The organism is Streptomyces sp. NPDC002054 (assembly GCF_040296685.1).
Lineage (GTDB): Bacteria > Actinomycetota > Actinomycetes > Streptomycetales > Streptomycetaceae > Streptomyces.
On record NZ_JBEOXT010000003.1, the window covers coordinates 205,899 to 222,802 of the forward strand.

General features: G+C 72.5%; 20 protein-coding genes. 12 read left to right on the forward strand and 8 right to left on the reverse strand.

What is annotated here, in order from left to right; translation table 11 throughout:
* Positions 1-475 precede the first annotated feature (475 nt).
* The 6 genes from ABT123_RS04050 to ABT123_RS04075 are packed head-to-tail and all read left to right on the forward strand — an operon-like array spanning position 476 to position 6,512.
* A complete protein-coding gene (locus ABT123_RS04050; RefSeq protein ID WP_351309451.1) occupies positions 476-1,453 on the forward strand; it encodes a TauD/TfdA dioxygenase family protein in 978 nt (325 codons plus the stop codon).
* 10 nt (positions 1,454-1,463) lie between these two features.
* Complete coding sequence (gene ssuE / locus ABT123_RS04055; RefSeq protein WP_351309454.1) at positions 1,464-2,051, forward strand: NADPH-dependent FMN reductase; 588 nt, start codon at positions 1,464-1,466, stop codon at positions 2,049-2,051.
* Between the two features lie 31 nt (positions 2,052-2,082).
* Positions 2,083-3,129 carry an ABC transporter substrate-binding protein gene (locus tag ABT123_RS04060; protein ID WP_351309457.1) on the forward strand — a complete coding sequence of 349 codons (1,047 nt, stop codon included), beginning with the start codon at positions 2,083-2,085 and terminating at the stop codon, positions 3,127-3,129.
* A gap of 9 nt (positions 3,130-3,138) precedes the next feature.
* A complete protein-coding gene (locus tag ABT123_RS04065; RefSeq protein WP_351309460.1) occupies positions 3,139-3,933 on the forward strand; it encodes an ABC transporter ATP-binding protein in 795 nt (264 codons plus the stop codon).
* On the forward strand, positions 3,930-5,123 hold the full coding sequence (locus ABT123_RS04070) for an ABC transporter permease (protein ID WP_502970855.1): 1,194 nt from the start codon (positions 3,930-3,932) through the stop codon (positions 5,121-5,123). Before ABT123_RS04065 ends, ABT123_RS04070 begins: the two co-directional genes overlap by 4 nt.
* 15 nt (positions 5,124-5,138) lie before the next feature.
* Entirely contained in the window at positions 5,139-6,512 is a 1,374-nt protein-coding gene (locus tag ABT123_RS04075) for an LLM class flavin-dependent oxidoreductase (protein ID WP_351309463.1), read from the forward strand.
* 24 nt (positions 6,513-6,536) lie between these two features.
* Here ABT123_RS04075 and ABT123_RS04080 read toward each other — a convergent pair whose 3' ends face one another.
* The 3 genes from ABT123_RS04080 to ABT123_RS04090 are packed head-to-tail and all read right to left on the reverse strand — an operon-like array spanning position 6,537 to position 8,932.
* Positions 6,537-7,454, reverse strand: coding sequence for an NADP-dependent oxidoreductase (locus ABT123_RS04080; RefSeq protein WP_351309747.1), 918 nt, complete (start codon positions 7,452-7,454; stop codon positions 6,537-6,539).
* A gap of 47 nt (positions 7,455-7,501) precedes the next feature.
* Complete coding sequence (locus ABT123_RS04085) at positions 7,502-8,245, reverse strand: DUF2470 domain-containing protein (protein ID WP_351309466.1); 744 nt, start codon at positions 8,243-8,245, stop codon at positions 7,502-7,504.
* 42 nt (positions 8,246-8,287) lie between these two features.
* On the reverse strand, positions 8,288-8,932 hold the full coding sequence (locus ABT123_RS04090) for a TetR/AcrR family transcriptional regulator (RefSeq protein ID WP_351309469.1): 645 nt from the start codon (positions 8,930-8,932) through the stop codon (positions 8,288-8,290).
* Between the two features lie 98 nt (positions 8,933-9,030).
* Between ABT123_RS04090 and ABT123_RS04095 the strand changes: the two genes are divergently transcribed.
* The 4 genes from ABT123_RS04095 to ABT123_RS04110 all read left to right on the forward strand — a co-directional run bounded on the left by ABT123_RS04095 (position 9,031) and on the right by ABT123_RS04110 (position 11,757).
* A complete protein-coding gene (locus ABT123_RS04095) occupies positions 9,031-9,426 on the forward strand; it encodes a cell division protein SepF (protein WP_351309472.1) in 396 nt (131 codons plus the stop codon).
* Between the two features lie 67 nt (positions 9,427-9,493).
* Positions 9,494-10,783, forward strand: coding sequence for an AAA family ATPase (locus tag ABT123_RS04100; RefSeq protein ID WP_351309475.1), 1,290 nt, complete (start codon positions 9,494-9,496; stop codon positions 10,781-10,783).
* On the forward strand, positions 10,780-11,151 hold the full coding sequence (locus tag ABT123_RS04105; RefSeq protein WP_351309478.1) for a nucleotide pyrophosphohydrolase: 372 nt from the start codon (positions 10,780-10,782) through the stop codon (positions 11,149-11,151). Before ABT123_RS04100 ends, ABT123_RS04105 begins: the two co-directional genes overlap by 4 nt.
* A 120-nt stretch (positions 11,152-11,271) precedes the next feature.
* On the forward strand, positions 11,272-11,757 hold the full coding sequence (locus ABT123_RS04110) for a DUF6099 family protein (protein WP_351309481.1): 486 nt from the start codon (positions 11,272-11,274) through the stop codon (positions 11,755-11,757).
* Between the two features lie 56 nt (positions 11,758-11,813).
* On the opposite strand, the gene ABT123_RS04115 is transcribed toward ABT123_RS04110, so the two are convergent.
* A complete protein-coding gene (locus ABT123_RS04115; RefSeq protein ID WP_351309484.1) occupies positions 11,814-12,014 on the reverse strand; it encodes a hypothetical protein in 201 nt (66 codons plus the stop codon).
* Between the two features lie 184 nt (positions 12,015-12,198).
* Here ABT123_RS04115 and ABT123_RS04120 point away from each other — a divergent pair, with 184 nt between their 5' ends.
* Positions 12,199-13,122, forward strand: a complete 924-nt coding sequence (locus tag ABT123_RS04120) for an LLM class F420-dependent oxidoreductase (RefSeq protein ID WP_351309487.1) — start codon at positions 12,199-12,201, stop codon at positions 13,120-13,122.
* Between the two features lie 7 nt (positions 13,123-13,129).
* Complete coding sequence (gene mmuM / locus ABT123_RS04125; RefSeq protein WP_351309490.1) at positions 13,130-14,020, forward strand: homocysteine S-methyltransferase; 891 nt, start codon at positions 13,130-13,132, stop codon at positions 14,018-14,020.
* A 51-nt stretch (positions 14,021-14,071) separates the two neighbouring features.
* Here mmuM and ABT123_RS04130 read toward each other — a convergent pair whose 3' ends face one another.
* From ABT123_RS04130 to amcB, 4 genes are all read right to left on the reverse strand, one after another.
* Entirely contained in the window at positions 14,072-14,788 is a 717-nt protein-coding gene (locus ABT123_RS04130; RefSeq protein ID WP_351309493.1) for a hypothetical protein, read from the reverse strand.
* Between the two features lie 13 nt (positions 14,789-14,801).
* Entirely contained in the window at positions 14,802-15,476 is a 675-nt protein-coding gene (locus tag ABT123_RS04135) for a pentapeptide repeat-containing protein (protein WP_351309496.1), read from the reverse strand.
* A 67-nt stretch (positions 15,477-15,543) separates the two neighbouring features.
* Positions 15,544-15,750 (reverse strand): multiple cyclophane-containing RiPP AmcA, encoded by a 207-nt coding sequence (amcA, locus tag ABT123_RS04140; protein WP_351309499.1) that lies wholly within the window; start codon positions 15,748-15,750, stop codon positions 15,544-15,546.
* A complete protein-coding gene (gene amcB, locus ABT123_RS04145; protein WP_351309502.1) occupies positions 15,728-16,846 on the reverse strand; it encodes a cyclophane-forming radical SAM peptide maturase AmcB in 1,119 nt (372 codons plus the stop codon). The genes amcA and amcB overlap by 23 nt, the downstream gene beginning before the upstream one ends.
* Positions 16,847-16,904 lie beyond the last annotated feature (58 nt).

The window sequence follows — 16,904 nt, forward strand, 5'->3', positions numbered from 1 at the left end:
GCTCGTGCAAACCGCCGAATCGGCAGGTCAGAGCGGGTTCGACGGGACGGTGCGAACGTCCGTGCGGGCAATGGTTCCCTCGGTACCCGCCGCTCCGGGCCGCCCGTGCTGCCCGGCACGGACCTTGACCGGCCCCGGGTGCGCTGCCACGCTCCGAGCCATGTCCGCGACCGAAACCTTCGCTCCGCGGCTCCACACGTCCGGCCAGGTCCTCGTACCGGCCGGGTGTCCGGGCCGCTGTTGTCCGGCCCCCGCCTGCCGCTAGCGGCTCGCACCGCCCGCTGACCCCGGTTCTGCCCGCCTTCCCCCGGGCCTGCCGCCCGGGGCCGGGCCGTCGCGTCTTCGATCGCATCACCCCGCCGAGCCGTCGGCGCGGGCTCCCCACACCCCTGGCGCCCGCGCCGGCACCGGCTCCGGCTCCGCGCCCGGAGCCATGCCCGCACCCCCTCTTCCTTCCTCCCCAAGGAGTGCTCCCATGTCCACGGCCACCCGCACCCATCTCACCGTCACCAGGATCGGCGGCCGGATCGGCGCCGAGATCGGCGGCGTACGCCTCGGCGGCGACCTCGCCCCCGCGACCGTCGCCGGCATCCGCGCCGCCCTGCTCGCCCACAAGGTCGTCTTCTTCCGAGGCCAGGACCACCTCGACGAGGCGGGCCACGAAGCCTTCGCCCGCCTGCTCGGCACCCCCGTCGCCCACCCCACCGTCCCTTCCGCCGACGGCCGTTACGCCCTGGGCATCGACTCCCACCACGGCGCCCGCGCCAACCAGTGGCACACCGACGTGACCTTCGTCCCCGCCTACCCGGCCTTCTCCATCCTCCGCGCCGTCACCCTCCCGCCCTACGGCGGCAACACCCTCTGGGCCAACACCGCCACCGCCTACGAGCACCTTCCCGAGCCGCTCCGGGCCCTCGCCGACAGCCTGCGCGCCGTCCACTCCAACGAGTACGACTACGCCGCCCTCAAGCCCGAGGCCCTGCCCGAGGCGCTCGCCCAGTACCGCGAGGTGTTCACCTCCACCACGTTCCTGACCGAGCACCCGGTGGTCCGCGTCCACCCCGAGACCGGCGAACGCACCCTGCTCCTCGGCAACTTCGTCCAGCGCATCCAGGGCCTCACCGGCCGCGACTCCCGCACCCTGCTGAACCTCTTCCAGGACCACATCGAGAGCCCGGAGAACACCGTCCGCCACCAGTGGCAGCCCGGTGACGTGGCCATCTGGGACAACCGCGCCACCCAGCACTACGGCGTCGACGACTCCGACGACCACGAGCGCACCCTGCGCCGGGTCACCGTCGACGGTGACATCCCGGTCGGCCCGGACGGGCGCCCCTCCGTACTGCTCAGCCCCGCGACCGTGCCCGACCCCTCCTTCGGCATCCCCTCCGGCGCCTCCACGGCCACGGCCACCGCCACCGCCACCGACACCGCCACCGCAACCTCGGTCTGAAAGAGAACCCGTGCCCAGCATCCTCGCCCTCACCGGCAGCCCCTCCCTCCACTCCCGCACCGCCGTCGTCGCCGACCACGCCCTGCGCCGCCTGGCCCACGCCGGCCTCGACACCGCCCACCTGGCCGTACGCGAGCTCCCCGCGGCCGACCTGCTCGCCGCCCGCACCGGTCAGCCCGAATTGCGCCGCGCCCTGGCCGCCGTCGCCGAAGCCGACGGCCTGGTCATCGCCACGCCCGTCTACAAGGCCGCGTACACCGGGATCCTCAAGGCCTTCCTCGACCTGCTCCCGCAGGACGGCCTGGCCGGCAAGACCGTCCTGCCGCTCACCACCGGCGGCAGCATCGCCCACGTCCTCACCATCGACTACGCCCTGCGCCCGGTCCTCGCCGCGCTCGGCGCCCGCCATGTCACCGCCGGACGCTTCCTCCTCGACTCCACGATCGAGCGCGAGAACGGGCAGCGGCCGGACCGGCTGCGCCCCGAAGCCGAACTCGACCTCTACCAGGCCGTCGACGAGTTCGCGTACGCCGTGAACGCAGGCGCCGTCACAGCCGCCGCCACCGCTGCCACCGCCGCCGCTGTCGGCACCTCCTGACCGACCTCCGCCCCGACAAGGAACCACCACCATGCCCGCAGCACTCACCCCGCCCACCACCTCCCGGCGCCAGTTCCTCACCCTGCTCGGCATCTCGGCGGCAGCGGTGAGCTGCGGCACGGCCACCGCCACGGGCGGCGGGTCCGGAGACCAGGTCAAGACCCTCAAGTACCAGGGGTCCGTCGGCCAGGTCACCCTCCCCGAGCTCGCCGCCGACCTCGGGTACCTGAAGGACCTGAAGCTCGAATGGGTCGGCAACACCATCAGCGGCCCCCAGGACATCCAGTCGGCCGCCACCGGCCAGATCCACTTCGGCGGCGCGTTCAACGGCGCGATCGTCAAGCTCGCCTCCGCCAAGGCCCCCATCAAGGCGGTGATCTCCTACTACGGCAGCGACCAGTACTCCTACGGCGGCTACTACGTCCTGGAGGACAGCCCCATCCGCTCCGCCCGGGACCTCATCGGCAAGAAGGTCGGCATGAACACCCTGGGCGCGCACGCCCAGGCCCTGCTGGAGATCTACCTCGGCCGCAACGGCCTGTCGAAGTCCGAGGCCGCCAAGGTCGAATCCCTCGTGGTCCCGCCCGTCAACACCGAACAGGCCCTTCGCCAGGGCCAGATCCAGGTCGGCGTGCTCGGCGGGGTGCTGCGCGACAAGGCCCTCGCGGCCGGCGGCATCCGGCCGCTGTTCACCGACTTCGAGCTGCTGGGCGCCTTCAGCGCAGGCTCGTACGTCATGACCCAGCGCTTCCTGAAGGAGAACCCGGACACCGCCCGCACCTTCGTCACCGGCGTGGCCCAGGCCATCGAGTGGTCCCGCACCACCCCCCGGGACCAGGTGATCGCCCGGATGACGGAGATCGTCACGAAGCGCGGGCGCAACGAGGACACCGCGGTGCTGAAGTACTGGCGGTCCTACGGCGTCGCCGAGACCGGCGGGCGCATCGAGGACAAGGGGTTCCAGCTCTGGCTCGACTGGCTGGGCGACCGCGGCGAGGTGAAGAAGGGGCAGCTGACCGCGGCCGGCCTCTACACCAACGAGTTCAACGCACACGCACACACACCCGGAAAGGGGTGAGGAGCGGCCATGGCGCACATCGTGTTCGACGGCGTACGCAAGACCTTCGGGGAGTTCACCGCTCTCGACGGGATCGACCTGGAGATCGCCGACGGCGAGTTCACCGTGGTCGTCGGCCCGAGCGGCTGCGGCAAGTCCACCCTGCTGGACCTGCTCGGCGGCCTGGCCCGCCCCAGCGGCGGACGGATCCTCCTCAACGGGCGCCCGGTGACCGGGCCGGGCCTGGACCGGGGCATCGTCTTCCAGCAGTACGCGCTGCTGCCGTGGCGCACGGCGCAGGGCAACGTCGAGTTCGGGCTGGAGGCCACGGGCGTGCCGAGGCGGCAGCGCGCCGCGCGGGCGCGGGAGTTCCTCGATCTGGTCGGCTTGACGGGGTTCGAGGGGCGGCACCCGCACGAGCTGTCCGGCGGCATGCGCCAGCGGGTCGCGATCGCCCGCTCGCTTGCGTACGACCCGGACGTGCTGCTGATGGACGAGCCGTTCGCGGCGCTGGACGCCCAGACCAGGGAATCGCTCCAGGACGAGCTGCGGCGGATCTGGCAGAGCACCGGGAAGACGGTCGTCTTCATCACGCACGGCATCGAGGAGGCCGTCTACCTCGGGCAGCGGGTGGCGGTCATGACCTCCCGGCCCGGCCGCATCAAGGAGGTCGTACCGGTGTCGTTCGGCGACCGCTCCGGACTGCTGGGCGAAGACCTGCGCTCCAGCCCGGAATTCGCCCGCTACCGCCATGAGATCTGGACCCTCCTCCACGACGAGGTGGCCCGGGCCCAGCAACAGGAGAAGGAGGCGGCAGCCATATGACCAGCGGAACCGACACCACCGCCCTGGCCGCAGCGGGCCTCGCCATCCCGCCGACCCCGGCCCCCACTGCGACCGGCACCGCGCCGCAGCGCGAGCAGAGGCCCGCGGCTCCCGCGGAAGCCACGGCCACGGCTCCGGCCTCGGCCGCGGCCGTGGTTACGGTGGACGGCAAGGCCAGGACCGCCGAGCCCGAGGTCGAGCAGGGTGAAGACGGCGGTTCCGGCGCCGCGCCGGAGCGCGAGCCCGCTGTTCCGGCGAAAGCCCCCGCCCCCGCCCTGGCCGCCGCCGAGGCGGACGGCAGGGCCGGCACCGCCGAGGCCGAGCGGGACGGAGCCGCCGGAGCCCCCGCGTCCGACGTCAAGGCGCCGCCGGTGCCGATCGTACGGGCGCGCACCCGGCGGGGCCACGCCATCGCCCGGGCCGCCGGACGGGCCCTGCGGGCCGTTGTGCTTCGGTCCGCCGCCATTCTTGCCCTGCTCGCCCTGTGGGAGATCGCCCCGCGCGCCGGCCTGGCCGATCCCACCTTCCTCCCGCCGGTCAGCGAGGTGGCGGTCGCCTGGTGGGAGCTGCTCCGCGACGGACAGCTCGCCGAGCATGTCCGGGCCAGTCTGATCCGCTCCTTCGGCGGCTTCGGCATCGCCGTCGCCGTCGCCGTCCCGCTCGGCCTGCTGATCGGCTGGTACCGCCCGGTCGCCGAGCTGCTCGGCCCGCTGCTGGAGGTCTTCCGCAACACCGCCGCCCTCGCCCTGCTGCCGGTCTTTGTCCTGCTCCTCGGCATCGGCGAGACCTCGAAGGTCTCCATCGTCGTCTACGCCTGCGTCTGGCCCATCCTGCTGAACACCATCAGCGCGGTCCGCAACGCCGACCCGACCCTCGTCCGCCTCGCCCGCTCGATGGACCTCTCCACGCCCCGGCTGTTCCAGAAGGTGATCCTGCCGTCCTCGGTGCCCGCCGTCTTCACCGGCATCCGGCTGGCCGGAGCGGTCTCCATCCTCGTGCTGGTGGCCGCCGAGATGATCGGCGCCAAAGCCGGCCTCGGCTATCTGATCAACGCCTCGCAGTTCAACTTCGCCATCCCGCAGATGTACGCGGGAATCATCACCATCTCCGCCATCGGCGTCGGCTTCAACCAGCTGCTCGTCACCATCGAACGCCGCCTGAGCCTCTGGCGCGTCCCCGCTTTCGCCTAGGGAACCGGAACCGACATGACCACCCAGCCGCCCCACACGCCCCGCCCGCCCCACACGCCCCACACGCCCCGCACCCTGCACCTCAACGCGTTCCTGATGAACGCCGGCCACCACGACGCCGCCTGGCGCCACCCGGACAGCAGCCCCGAGCGCGTCACCGACCTCGCCTACTTCCAGGAACTGGCCCGGATCGCCGAGCGCGGAAAGCTCGACTCCATCTTCTTCGCCGACGGCCTCGCCCTCTGGGGCAAGGCCCGCTACAACGCCCTCGGCGGCTTCGAGCCGCTCACCCTGCTCGCCGCGATCGCCGCCGTCACCGAGCACATCGGCCTGATCGCCACCGTCTCCACCACCTTCAACGAGCCCTACCACCTCGCCCGGAAGTTCGCCTCCCTCGACCACCTCAGCGGCGGCCGGGCCGGCTGGAACATCGTCACCTCCGGCACCGTCGACGAGGCCCGCAACTTCAACCGGGAGGAGCACCTGGAGCACCGGATCCGCTACGAGCGGGCCCACGAGTTCCTCGACGTCGCCACCAAGCTCTGGGACAGCTGGGAGGACGATGCCGTCGTCCTCGACAAGGAGCGTGGCATCTACGCCGACACCGACCGGCTGCACCCGGCCGCGCACCGCGGCGAACACTTCCAGGTGGCCGGCCCGCTCAACGTGCCCCGCTCCCCGCAGGGCTACCCGCTGCTCGTCCAGGCCGGATCCTCCGAGGACGGCAAGGAGTTCGCCGCCCGCCACGCGGAGGCCGTCTTCACCGCCCAGCAGACCCTCGCCGACGCCCAGACCTTCTACAAGGACCTCAAGTCCCGGCTGCCCCGCTACGGGCGCACCGAACGGGACCTGCTGGTGCTCCCCGGCATCGCCCCCGTCCTCGGCTCCACCGAGGCCGAGGCAAAGGCGCTGGAACGGCAGCTCACCGACCTCCAGGTGCCGGAATACGGCCTCGCCCAGCTCTCCGGCATGCTCGGCACCGACCTGAGCGGCCTGCCGCTGGACGGCCCGCTGCCCGACCTCCCGGAGGAGCGGGACATCAACGGCAACAAGAGCAGGTTCACGCTGGTCGCCGAGCTGGCCCGGCGGGACGGGCTCACCCTGCGCGAGCTGATCGCCCGGCTCGGTGCGGGCCGCGGCCACCGGGTGGTCGCCGGCACCCCCGAGCAGATCGCCGACCAGCTCCAGGAGTGGTTCACCCGGGGTGCCGCCGACGGCTTCAACATCATGGCGCCGGTCCTGCCCACGGGGCTCGCCGACTTCGTCGACCAGGTGGTGCCGATCCTCCGGCAGCGCGGCCTGTTCCGCACCGAGTACACCGGCCGCACCCTGCGCGAGCACTACGGCCTCCCGCGGCCGGCCAACCGCCACGCGCGGGCGGCGGTATGACCGTCCGCCGGCGGGGGCAGGACCTCACACGGTGAGGACGATCTTGCCGCGGGTCCGGCCGGAGGCGCTGAGCTCCCAGGCCTTCGCGGCCTCCTCGAGCGGCAGCGCGTGCGCGACGCTGACGGTCAGCTTTCCGGCGTCGGCGAGTTCGGCCAGGAAGGTGAGGCCGGCCGTGTCGGGCCGCACCCACAGCTGGTGGGCGCCCTTGGCGGCAGCCTCGTAGTCGGCGATGGAGACCACCCGGTCGCGCTGCCGGACCAGCGGCTGCAGGATGTCCACCCCGTCCCCGAAGAAGTCGAGGCCGGCGTCGATGCCCTCGGGGGCCAGCTCGCGGATCCGGTCCGCGAGCCCCTCGCCGTACAGGACCGGCTCGGCGCCGAGCGAGCGCAGGTAGTCGTGGTTGTGGGCACCGGCCGTGCCGATGACGCGCAGCCCGAGGGCGACCGCGATCTGCACGCCCAGGGAGCCGGTCCCGCCGGCCGCCGAGTGGATCACCACGGTCTCGCCGGCCTTCAGGCCCGCCCGGGTGAGGGACTGGTACGCGGTGAGGCCGGCCAGGGGTATGCCCGCTGCCTGCTCGAAGCTCAGCGAGCGCGGCTTCCGGGCGAGGGTGCGGACGGGGGCGGAGACCAGCTCGGCGTAGGTGCCGAGTTCCACCCACTCCTTGCGGAGATATCCGAAGACCTCGTCGCCGACGGCGTAGTCGAAGGTGTCCTCGCCGACCGCCTCGACGACACCGGCCACGTCCCAGCCGGGGATCACGGGGTAACGGACTTCCAGGATGGGGTCGAGGTAGCCGGCGGCCAGCTTCCAGTCCACCGGGTTGACCCCGGCGGCCTTCACCCTGATCAGTACCTCGTCGGGTCCGACCTTGGGCTGTGGGGCATCAACGAGTCGGAGGGAAGCGGGAGTTCCGTATGCGTCGTACGTGATTGCCTTCATGGTCACGGCAACCGGCGCCCAGCTCCGGCTATTCCGGTATTCCGGGATCAGGCGGGCAGGGTGTTGCGGTGCGAACGCCTGCGGGCGGCGCTGAGCAGGGCCTGGATCTGGGCGCCGGACTGCTCGACGTCGTCCAGCGGGGAGGGGAAGGGCAGCCGGAGGTCGCGGTGGCCGTGCCGCGTCTCCAGGCGCAGGGTGATCCCGTACCGGTCCATGGCGAGCGGCAGCGCGCGCAGGACGGAGCCGGCCGGCTGCTGCGGGATCAGCCGGAGCAGCAGGGTGACCAGTTCGGGGTGGTCGTCGAGGAGGTGGGTGAGCATGCCCGCCTCGTACGGGGCGAGCGGGTCGGGGTAGGCCTCGTCCAGCTCGTCGAGGCCGATGTACGAGCGGCCCTCGGCGGTCTCCAGGACGGCCTGGGCGTACTCGACGCAGGTGCTCTCCGACAGGTCCGGCGCGCCGCCCTGGGCCGGGAACGGGGTGAGCAGGTGGCCCAGGATGGTGACCCGGGCGCGCACCCGGTCGCGGACCGGGGCGGGGGAGACGTCGGTGAACTCCAGCCGGATCGCCGGGCGGCCGTCCTGGGGGAGGGTGCGGGCCGGGGTGGGGTGGAGGTGGAACCGGCCGAGCACATCGGAGCCGTCCATCTGGCGGACCTCGGTCCGCAGTCCGTCGGTGACCACGGTCATGGAGTGGGCGGCGGCGAGGATCGACCGGACCCGCTCGGCGTCGGTGGGCCGTGTGGGGGCGGCGGTGCTGGTCGCCGGGGTGCCTGGGGCGCCGGACATGCGCATGCGGATCTCTCCATCATCCCGAGGAGGCGTGGTTAGGTATGCCTAACCTAACCCATCCCGGTCCGGGTGGGTAGCGGCCCCGCTGAGCACCGTGCGGGCCAGCGCGCCGAGGGCGTGGACGATCCGTTCGGGGCCGAGCCCCAGGGTGTGCCGCTGGTGCTGGTACGCCTCCGGGGCCAGCGGGCTGAGGGCGATGTCCGCGCAGGCGTCCGGGTCCGCCACCCCGGCCTCCGCCAGCAGCGCCCGGACATGGCGGCGCCAGTGCCGGTACGCATCGGTGGTGAACCGGGCCGGCCCCGCCCCGGCCCCCAGGGCCAGCGGAAGGTGACGTTCCAGCAGCTCCACGGCTGCCGCATAGAAGGCGGCGAGCCGCTCGGCGGCCGGCGCCCCGGGTCCCAGGGGCGGCGGACCGTACGCCAGCCGGCCCTGGAGGAGCCGCTCGTGCTCCTCGAGGAGGGCGGCGGCGACCGACCGGGGATCGGGAAACCGGCGGTACAGGGTGGCCCGGCCCACCCCGGCCGCCCTGGCTATCTGGTCCATCGTGACCGTTCGCGGATCCTGCTCGGCGAACAACCGGTCGGCCGCGGCGAGGATCTGCTCGTGGTTGCGCACCGCGTCGATCCGCCGGGGCCGCGGAACGGGCAGTGGCGGAAGGGGCAGTGTACGAAGCTCATCGCGACTGCTCATGGCCGCGACCCTACGTCGTTCGTGTCGGTGTTGGGCTGAACGGGTGAAACGCGAGAGGATGGGGGGATGCACATGAAGCGTGGGGCCGAGGTGGGCCGGTGAGCAGGTACGACGTCACCGACGAACAGTGGGAGGGGCTCGCACAGGTCGTGCCCCTGCGCAGTCGCAACGAGTGGCCGTCGAGGGTGGACCACCGCACCATCCCCACGGCTCACCAGGCGGCGGCAGCCGAGCAGCGACGGTTCGTCGTGCTCAGAGTCCAGATCTTCGCGGACGCGCGCGAGGTCGCCGAGTACCTGGTCGCGCAGATCCCGGTGCTGCTGGATCTGACCGGGGCCGACAGCGAAGTGGCCAAGCGGATCCTGGACTTCAGCAGCGGGGTGGTCTTCGGGCTGGGCAGCGGGATGCACCGGGTCGACCGGAACGTCTTCCTGCTCGCACCGGTCGGCACCGAAGTGGAGGGGATCGCGGCGGCGGCCGTCCCCCGATCGTAGGAAGGTCCGGACGGCGGAACGGTTCGGCGGCGGCCCGCTCCTGCGGGCCGGCCGTACCGTCCGCCGCATGGACGCCACCACCGCCACCGCCACAACTGCCACCACCGCCCTCGACGCCGTGCGCACCCGGGTCCCGGACCCGCGCACCTACGCCTGGCCCACGACCACCGCCCCCACTCCGCCTGTTCCGGCTTCGGCTCCGGCTTCGGCCGTGTCGGAGCCTCCGGTGGAGGGCGGGCCGCAGTTGCGGGCCGGGGTGAGTGAGCTGAGGCTGTCCGCCTTCGGGCCGCACCGGGGCGTCGGGGTCGCCTTAGGGCCCGTCACCCTGCTGGCCGGGCCCAGTGGGAGCGGCAAGTCCCAGGTGCTGGCCGCCTATGCAGCCCTGGCCGGTCTCGGGGGCGGGGCGGAGCTGGCCGAGGTGTTTCCCGAACCAGCCGCCTGCGTGCCCGACCGGGCCCTGCCCGACGCCGCCGGAAGGCGCGGGTTCCGGATCGGCTGTACGGTCGACGGCCCGGCCGGGCCGGTCCGCCTCGACCTCGCCGTACAGGCCGAACCCGGCCTGCGGATCGTCGGCGAACGGCTCAGCGCGGGCGGCCGGACCCTGCTCGCCACCGCCCTGCGCGATCCCGGCCGGCCGGTGGTCCAGGCCGCCTGGCTGAGCGGCGGCGCCGGCGGGGTCACCCGCGCCCCGCTGCCCGACGACCGGCTCGGCACCGCCCTGCTGGCCCTCCGGGTGGCCGGGCGGACCGAGGCCGAGCGCCGGGTGCTGGCGGCTGCCGAGCAGGTGGTGGTCGCCCTGCGCTCGGTGTACGCCTGCGACCCGCGCCCGGACCGGATGCGTGCGCCCGCCGCGCCCGGCGAGGGCCGGCTGGCCGGCGACTGTGGCAACCTCGCCGACGTACTGCGCCGGACCCGCCACGAGTGCGGCACCCGGCACGCCCTCCTGGTGCACGCCGCCCGGGCCGGCTGCGCCGGTCCCGTGCAGGACCTGGCCGCCCGGACGCTGGCCGACGGCCGGGTGGCCGCCGAGCTGCTGCGCGGCACCGGCCCGGCCACCGCCCTCGGCCGGCTCGGCGACGGGGAGCTCCGCTTCCTCGCGCTCGCCCTGGTGCTGCTGACCGGCCCCGGGGTGCTCGCGGTGGACCCCGCCGCCGAACTGCCCTCGGCCCGGCAGACGCTGACCGTGCTCGCCGACGGCTTCGAGCGCGCCCTGGATGCCCGGCAGCGGGCCGAGCTGGTGCGGCTGGCCCGGCTGTCCGGCGGGCGGGGGCACCTGCGGCTGGTGGCCGCGGTGGGGGAGGAGGCCGTGGGTGCGCGCGGGCTGCCGGGGGTGTCGGTGGTAGACCTGGTGCCGTGAGTGGAGAAGAGAAGTGCGATGAAAGGCTCGGGCAACTGCAGCGGAGGCTGGCCGAGTTTGCGGCGGCCCGCGGCTGGGAGCCGTACCACACCCCGAAGAACCTGGCGGTGGCGCTGAGCGTGGAGGCCGCCGAACTGGTCGAGATCTTCCAGTGGCTGACCCCGGAACAGTCGGCGCGGGTGATGGAGGAGCCGGACACCGCGCACCGGGTGGCCGACGAAGTGGCCGATGTCCTGGCGTATCTGCTGCAGTTCTGTGAGGTCCTCGGGGTGGATGTGCTGGATGCGCTCGCAGCGAAGATCGAGAGGAACGAGCTCCGCTTCCCCCGGCCCGGCACTCCGGGGCCGGATCGTCACTCTTCGGAGTGACGGCGATATCCACACCCCTGATTCTGTCCACATTTTCCGAATACCCCTGGCTTTACTGGCTCATTGCCTTCACTCTGGGTAGTGATGAGTACGGGGTGTCGTGCGGACGGGGGACGGCATATGGATGCGGTGCGGCTGATCGCGGCCGGCCGGCATGCGCTGGCACAGAGCGGGGCGGCGATGGACATCGTCGGCGAGGCCTGGCAGGCCCAGGCACTGGCCCAGGGGATCGGCAGCTGGCTGTCGGTCACTGGGCCGCGAGAGCTGAGAGCGGAGGCAAGGGGCCTCGGCGAGGCGGGGAGCAGAGGCTGCGGCGTGCTCGACCGGGCGCAGCTGAGCGGGGAGGGCAGAGTGCCCGACCATCCGCCACGGGCGGCCCAGTTGACGGAGGTTTCGGATGTGCGACAGGCCCTGCTGGGCTTGCAGGCGCTGCTGGGCGAGGTCGGCATAGCGCTGGTCGGAGTGGCCTGTGCCACCGATGACGACGCTCTGTACTGGCCGTGCATAGAGGCCATTGACGCGGCCGACGAGTCCAGCGACCGGGTCCGGGCGATCCTGCGCCGGCTCTCGGTCCGCGAGCGGGGCTCCGCCTCCGGGGTCGCCTGAGCGCCGGCGGCAGGGCGGGTCCCGCCGCGCGCGGGGCGGCGGGACCGGGGGGCGGTTCAGCTGGGGAAGGGGGAGGGGCTCCCGTTGTCGGGGGTGCGCTCCGCGGAGGACTGGAGGTCGGCGTCGAGCTGGGAGAGGTCGGCGTTGAGGGCGGCCATCAGCTCTTCCATCTGCTGGAGGAGTCCCTTCGGTGCGCCGTTCTGCGCGAGTACCGGAGGCTCCTGTCCAATGTGCTCGGGCACGGACTCCTGGGACATGGCGGCGGCCTCCTCGGCCCGGGCCCTTCCGATGCGGAAGGGTGCGGTGGACGTACCGGCATGGGGCCGCCGGCGCGCGGGCCGGGCGGTCCGGCTCCGTCCGAGCCAACGATCTCCATCGGCGCCGGGGCACGATGTTGACGGAGATTCACCCGGCAGGGGCGGGAAGGGCAGGATGGGAGGTATGGATCTTCGCATTTTCACCGAACCCCAGCAGGGCGCCGACTACGACACCCTGCTGACCGTGGCCCGGGCCACCGAGGACCTGGGCTTTGACGCCTTCTTCCGCTCGGACCACTACCTGAAGATGGGCTCCGTCGACGGGCTGCCCGGCCCCACCGACGCCTGGATCACCCTCGCGGGCCTGGCCCGCGAGACCAAGCGGATCCGGCTCGGCACCCTGATGACGGCCGGCACGTTCCGGCTGCCGGGGGTGCTGGCCATCCAGGTGGCGCAGGTGGACCGGATGTCCGGCGGCCGGATCGAGCTGGGGCTGGGCGCCGGCTGGTTCGAGCAGGAGCACAAGGCGTACGGGATCCCCTTCCCCGCGGAGCGGATCGCCCGGCTGGAGGAACAGCTGGCCATCGTCACCGGCCTGTGGGCCACCGAGATCGGGAAGACCTTCGACTACGCCGGCGCCCACTACCGGATCGAGGACTCGCCGGCGCTGCCCAAGCCCGCGCAGGCCAAGGTGCCGGTCCTGATCGGCGGGCACGGGGCCAAGCGGACCCCGGCGCTGGCGGCGCGGTATGCGGACGAATTCAACATGCCCTTCGCCTCCGTCGCCGACAGCGAGCGGCAGTTCGGCCGGGTCCGGGCCGCCGCGGAGGCGGCCGGCCGCAGCGCCGACGAGCTCGTGTACTCCAATGCGCTGGTCGTGTGTGTCGGCCGGAACGACGCCGAGGTGGCCCGCCGGGCCGCCGCCATCGGCCGGGAGGTCGACGAGCTCAAGGCCAACGGACTGGCCGGGTCCCCCGCCGAAGTGGTGGAGAAGATCGGCACCTACGGGGCGATCGGATCCTCCCGGATCTACCTCCAGATGCTCGACCTCGACGATCTGGACCACCTGGAGCTGATCTCCTCCCAGGTCCTGCCCCAGCTCGGCTGACCGCCCGATGACCCGCGCATCCGGCCCGCTCGCCGAGGCCCTGGCCCGCCGCACCGTCCTGCTCGACGGCGGGCTCAGCAACCAGCTCGCCGACCAGGGCTGCGACCTGTCCGGCGGCTGGTGGACCGGCCGGGTGCTCGACGAGGCCCCGGAGGAGGTACTGGCCGCCCACACCGCCTACGTCCGCTCCGGGGCCGAGGTGCTGATCACCGCGAGCTACCAGGTCCCGGCCGAGCCCGCGCTGCTGCACCGCAGCGTCGACCTGGCCGCGCGGGCCGCCGAGGCCGCGGACCACGAGGTGTGGGTGGCCGCCTCGGTCGGACCGTACGGGGCGCTGCTCGCGGACGGCTCCGAGTACCGCGGGCGGTACGGGCTGAGCGTGCCGGCGCTCGCCGCCTGGCACCGTCCCCGGATCGAGGCCCTGCTGGCCGCCGGCCCCGACGTCCTCGCCCTGGAAACCGTCCCCGACACCGACGAGGCCGAGGCGATGCTGTCCGTCCTGGCCGGGACGGGTGCCCGGGCCTGGCTGTCGTACACGGTGCAGGGCGGCCGGACCCGGGCCGGCCAGCCCCTCACCGAGGCCTTCGCCCTGGCCGCGGAGACCCCGGAGGTGATCGCGGTCGGGGTCAACTGCTGCGACCCCGCCGAGGTCCTCGCCGCGATCGGCCCGGCCGCGGCGGCCACCGGCAAACCCGTGGTCGCCTACCCCAACGACGGCTCCGTCTGGGACGCCGAAGCCCACCTCTGGCACCCACCGGACACCCCGACACCCTGGCCGACCACCGCCTGGCAGACCGCCGGCGCCCGCCTGATCGGCGGCTGCTGCCGCGTCGGCCCCGCCCACATCACAGGCCTGTCCCGCAGACTGCGACCCCCGACCCCGCCCGGCGCCGGGTGACGGCTGAATGCTGGGGGCGGGGGGCACAGGAAATGGGGGCTGCGGTAGGGGTCAGATCAGGGACGGCAAGGTGCCGCGCTGCCAGTGCCCGAGCCAGAAGGCCATGACCGACGGCTGGTCCTGGTCTTCGGTGGAGCCGTCGTGCAGCAGGTACTCCGTGGGGGCGATGTAGCCCTCGCCGGGCGCGAGACGGATCCGGACGCACCGGATGGGTTGGCCCGCGGCGACGTGGGCGCGGTAGTCGTCAGTGCTGGGGTAGCGGTACTCGTAATCCTCTGGGTGGACGGCCCGGCAGACGGCTTGGGCGTCGAGGGTGCCCAGCAGGATGTACCGGCTTCCCGGGCCCAGGTTGAGGGCGAGGCGGCGCCGGCCGGTCGCTTTCTCCCCGTAATGGAGCTTGTCCCAGTTGTCGAGGTGGAGGCCGATGCGGCGGCCGTCCTGGTAGTTGTCGGTGGTGGTGAGCATGTCGGGCTTGGCGAGGGCCTGACCCAGGTACTGGGCCTGTTCGTCGCCCATCTGCTGTGCCAGGTCTTCCAGGTTTCCGGCGGTGGGTGCCGGCGGCCGGACGATCTCCACCAGCGTGCTCGGCGGGGTCCACGGCGGGGCGGCCAGCCCTTGGGCGGCGGCCTCGCTGAGCGGCTGCCACTGCCCGGACGGTACGACCGCCCCGTCTTCGAGGGCGGGATCCCCGCTGACGGTGCGGACCGCGGCGAAGTCGCACCGCTCCCGCAAGGCGCCCTGGTCGGTGAAGGCTACGCGTAAGGGCACTGGTCCTCCTGGGTCAGTCGTCGCCGATGGTCATGTCGAGTTCGTTCACGAGGGCCTCGGCGAGGTCACTCTGCTGGCCGTGATCGATGCGGACCTTGGACAGATTGACGACGCCGCGGACGGTCGAGAGATCGTTGCCGCGCAGGTCGGTGTCCCGGTAGCGGCCGGTGCCGAACTCGGTGAGCCTGAGCGTGCAGTCGGAGAACACGACGTCGGACAGGTCGCACTCGGTGAACGTGGCCTCGGTGAAGGTGCAGCCGACGAAGGCGACGGGCCCTGTGGCACGGACCTTTTCGAAGCTGGCGTAATCGAACTTGCAGCCCTCGAACAGCACGTCATCGAGTACCAGGCCGTCCAGGGCGGCCCCCATCAGCTTGCAGTCGCGGAGGACCACACGGGTCAGCTTGCTGTCGCCCCAGCGGGTGGCGCCGAGGTCGCTGCTGGCGATCTCCACACCGTGCAGGTTCAGGCCCTCGAACTCGACACGCTTGGACCGCAAGCCCGTGATGCGGCCGGTGATGAGCTGGGTGTCTATGAGGTCGAGCGACCGCAGGTCGGCCTCACCAAAGGCGAAGTCCTGGACGGTGCCGCGCGGGCTGTCGAGGGTGTCGACGGCCGAGAGGTACAGGCCGAGCTCGTCCAGGTCGGGGGTGGTGACGGTGACGTGGCCGAACGTGCGGGTGGTCATGGGGTGCTCCGTTCTGTGAGGTGCCGCGGCGGTCCCGCGCGGTTGGCTGGACCGCCGCGGCAGGCCGCTACTTGTTCTTCCAGTTGTCCCAGGTCGGCCGGTTGTCGAAGGTGGTGGCGGTCTGGAAGGCGGACTGGTTGTTCCAGACGGCGGTGGTCCAGGCGTTCTCCCAGCGGGCGACGACCTGAGATCCGGCGGCCTCCAGCAGAGATGTGAATCCCGGTGCCGAGTCCATCACGAGCGTGGTGGCGTCAGGGGCGGTGTGCGCGGACATGTCGCGTGACTCCCTCGAGTAGGGCGATCTTGGAGGTGGTGCAGTACGAGGTGCGGGTGCCGTCCATGCGGCCCCCGTGTTCGAAATACCGATTCGCGGGATGCGCCCCTCCGCAGAAGGAGAAGGTGGGGCAGGTGGCGAGGCAGTTGTCCACGCCGTCCCAGAACTCGGTGATCCAGGGAGTGCGTTCCTCGGCTTCGGCGACCAGGACGTCCAGACCGCTTTTGAGTACGTTGCCGGTGGTGAAGTCGCCGAACCGGGGATCGGTGAACCCGGCCAGCTCGGGGGAGAGCATGACCACGCCGCCGTCGTAGGCGACGGTCGGCAGCGGGTCCCACGGCGAGGACGCGGGCAGGGGGGCGGTCTCGTGACCCGTGAGGACGGCACCGGCGAAGTTGAGAACGCGCTGCACCTCGCGCAGCCGTACGACGGGGTTGCCGCGCCAGGCATCCGCCAGGGCCGCCCAGAACTCGGCCGCCCGCACGGGGTCGGCGGCCTTGGAGCCGGTGTTGACGCCCTCCTCTTCTTCGACGTTGACGCCGAGGGTGGTCACACCCAGCTCGGCGAAGACCTCGTAGAAGCGGGCGGCGTCGGCCGGGTCGGGGTCAGAGACCACGGCGATGGCGGAGTAGGGGATGCCGCGGTGCCGTAGTCGCTCGATCCCCCGTAGGGTGACGCGAAATCCCGGGTGGCCGGCGAGGGTGACGCGGTGGGTGTTCATGTCCTCGGGGCCGTCGATGCTGACGCCCACGTGTACGTCGTGCTCCAGCGGGAACTCGCACCACGCGTCATCCACGAGTGCGGCGTTCGTCTGCACGCTGTGCTTGACGTCCTTGAAGGGGGTCATGAGGGCCGCAAGGTGCTCGCGGCCGGTGGCCAGTGGCTCCCCGCCGTGCCACACGACCTCGAACACCGGATTGTCGGCCGCCCACGGATTGACGGCCGCGGCTACGGCTTCGGCGACGGCAGCCGACATCAGGTGCTTCGTTTTCCGGAACGGTAGGTAGCAATACGTGCAGTCCATGGGGAGGCACTGCGTGGTCGGCTGCATGATCACGGACCGGGGAATGGTCGCTAGCCGTAAGGCACTGTGCATCGTGCTCCTTTCGGTGTGAGCGAGTGGTGCCTGGTTGCGCCGCGGGTGCGTGGGGGCT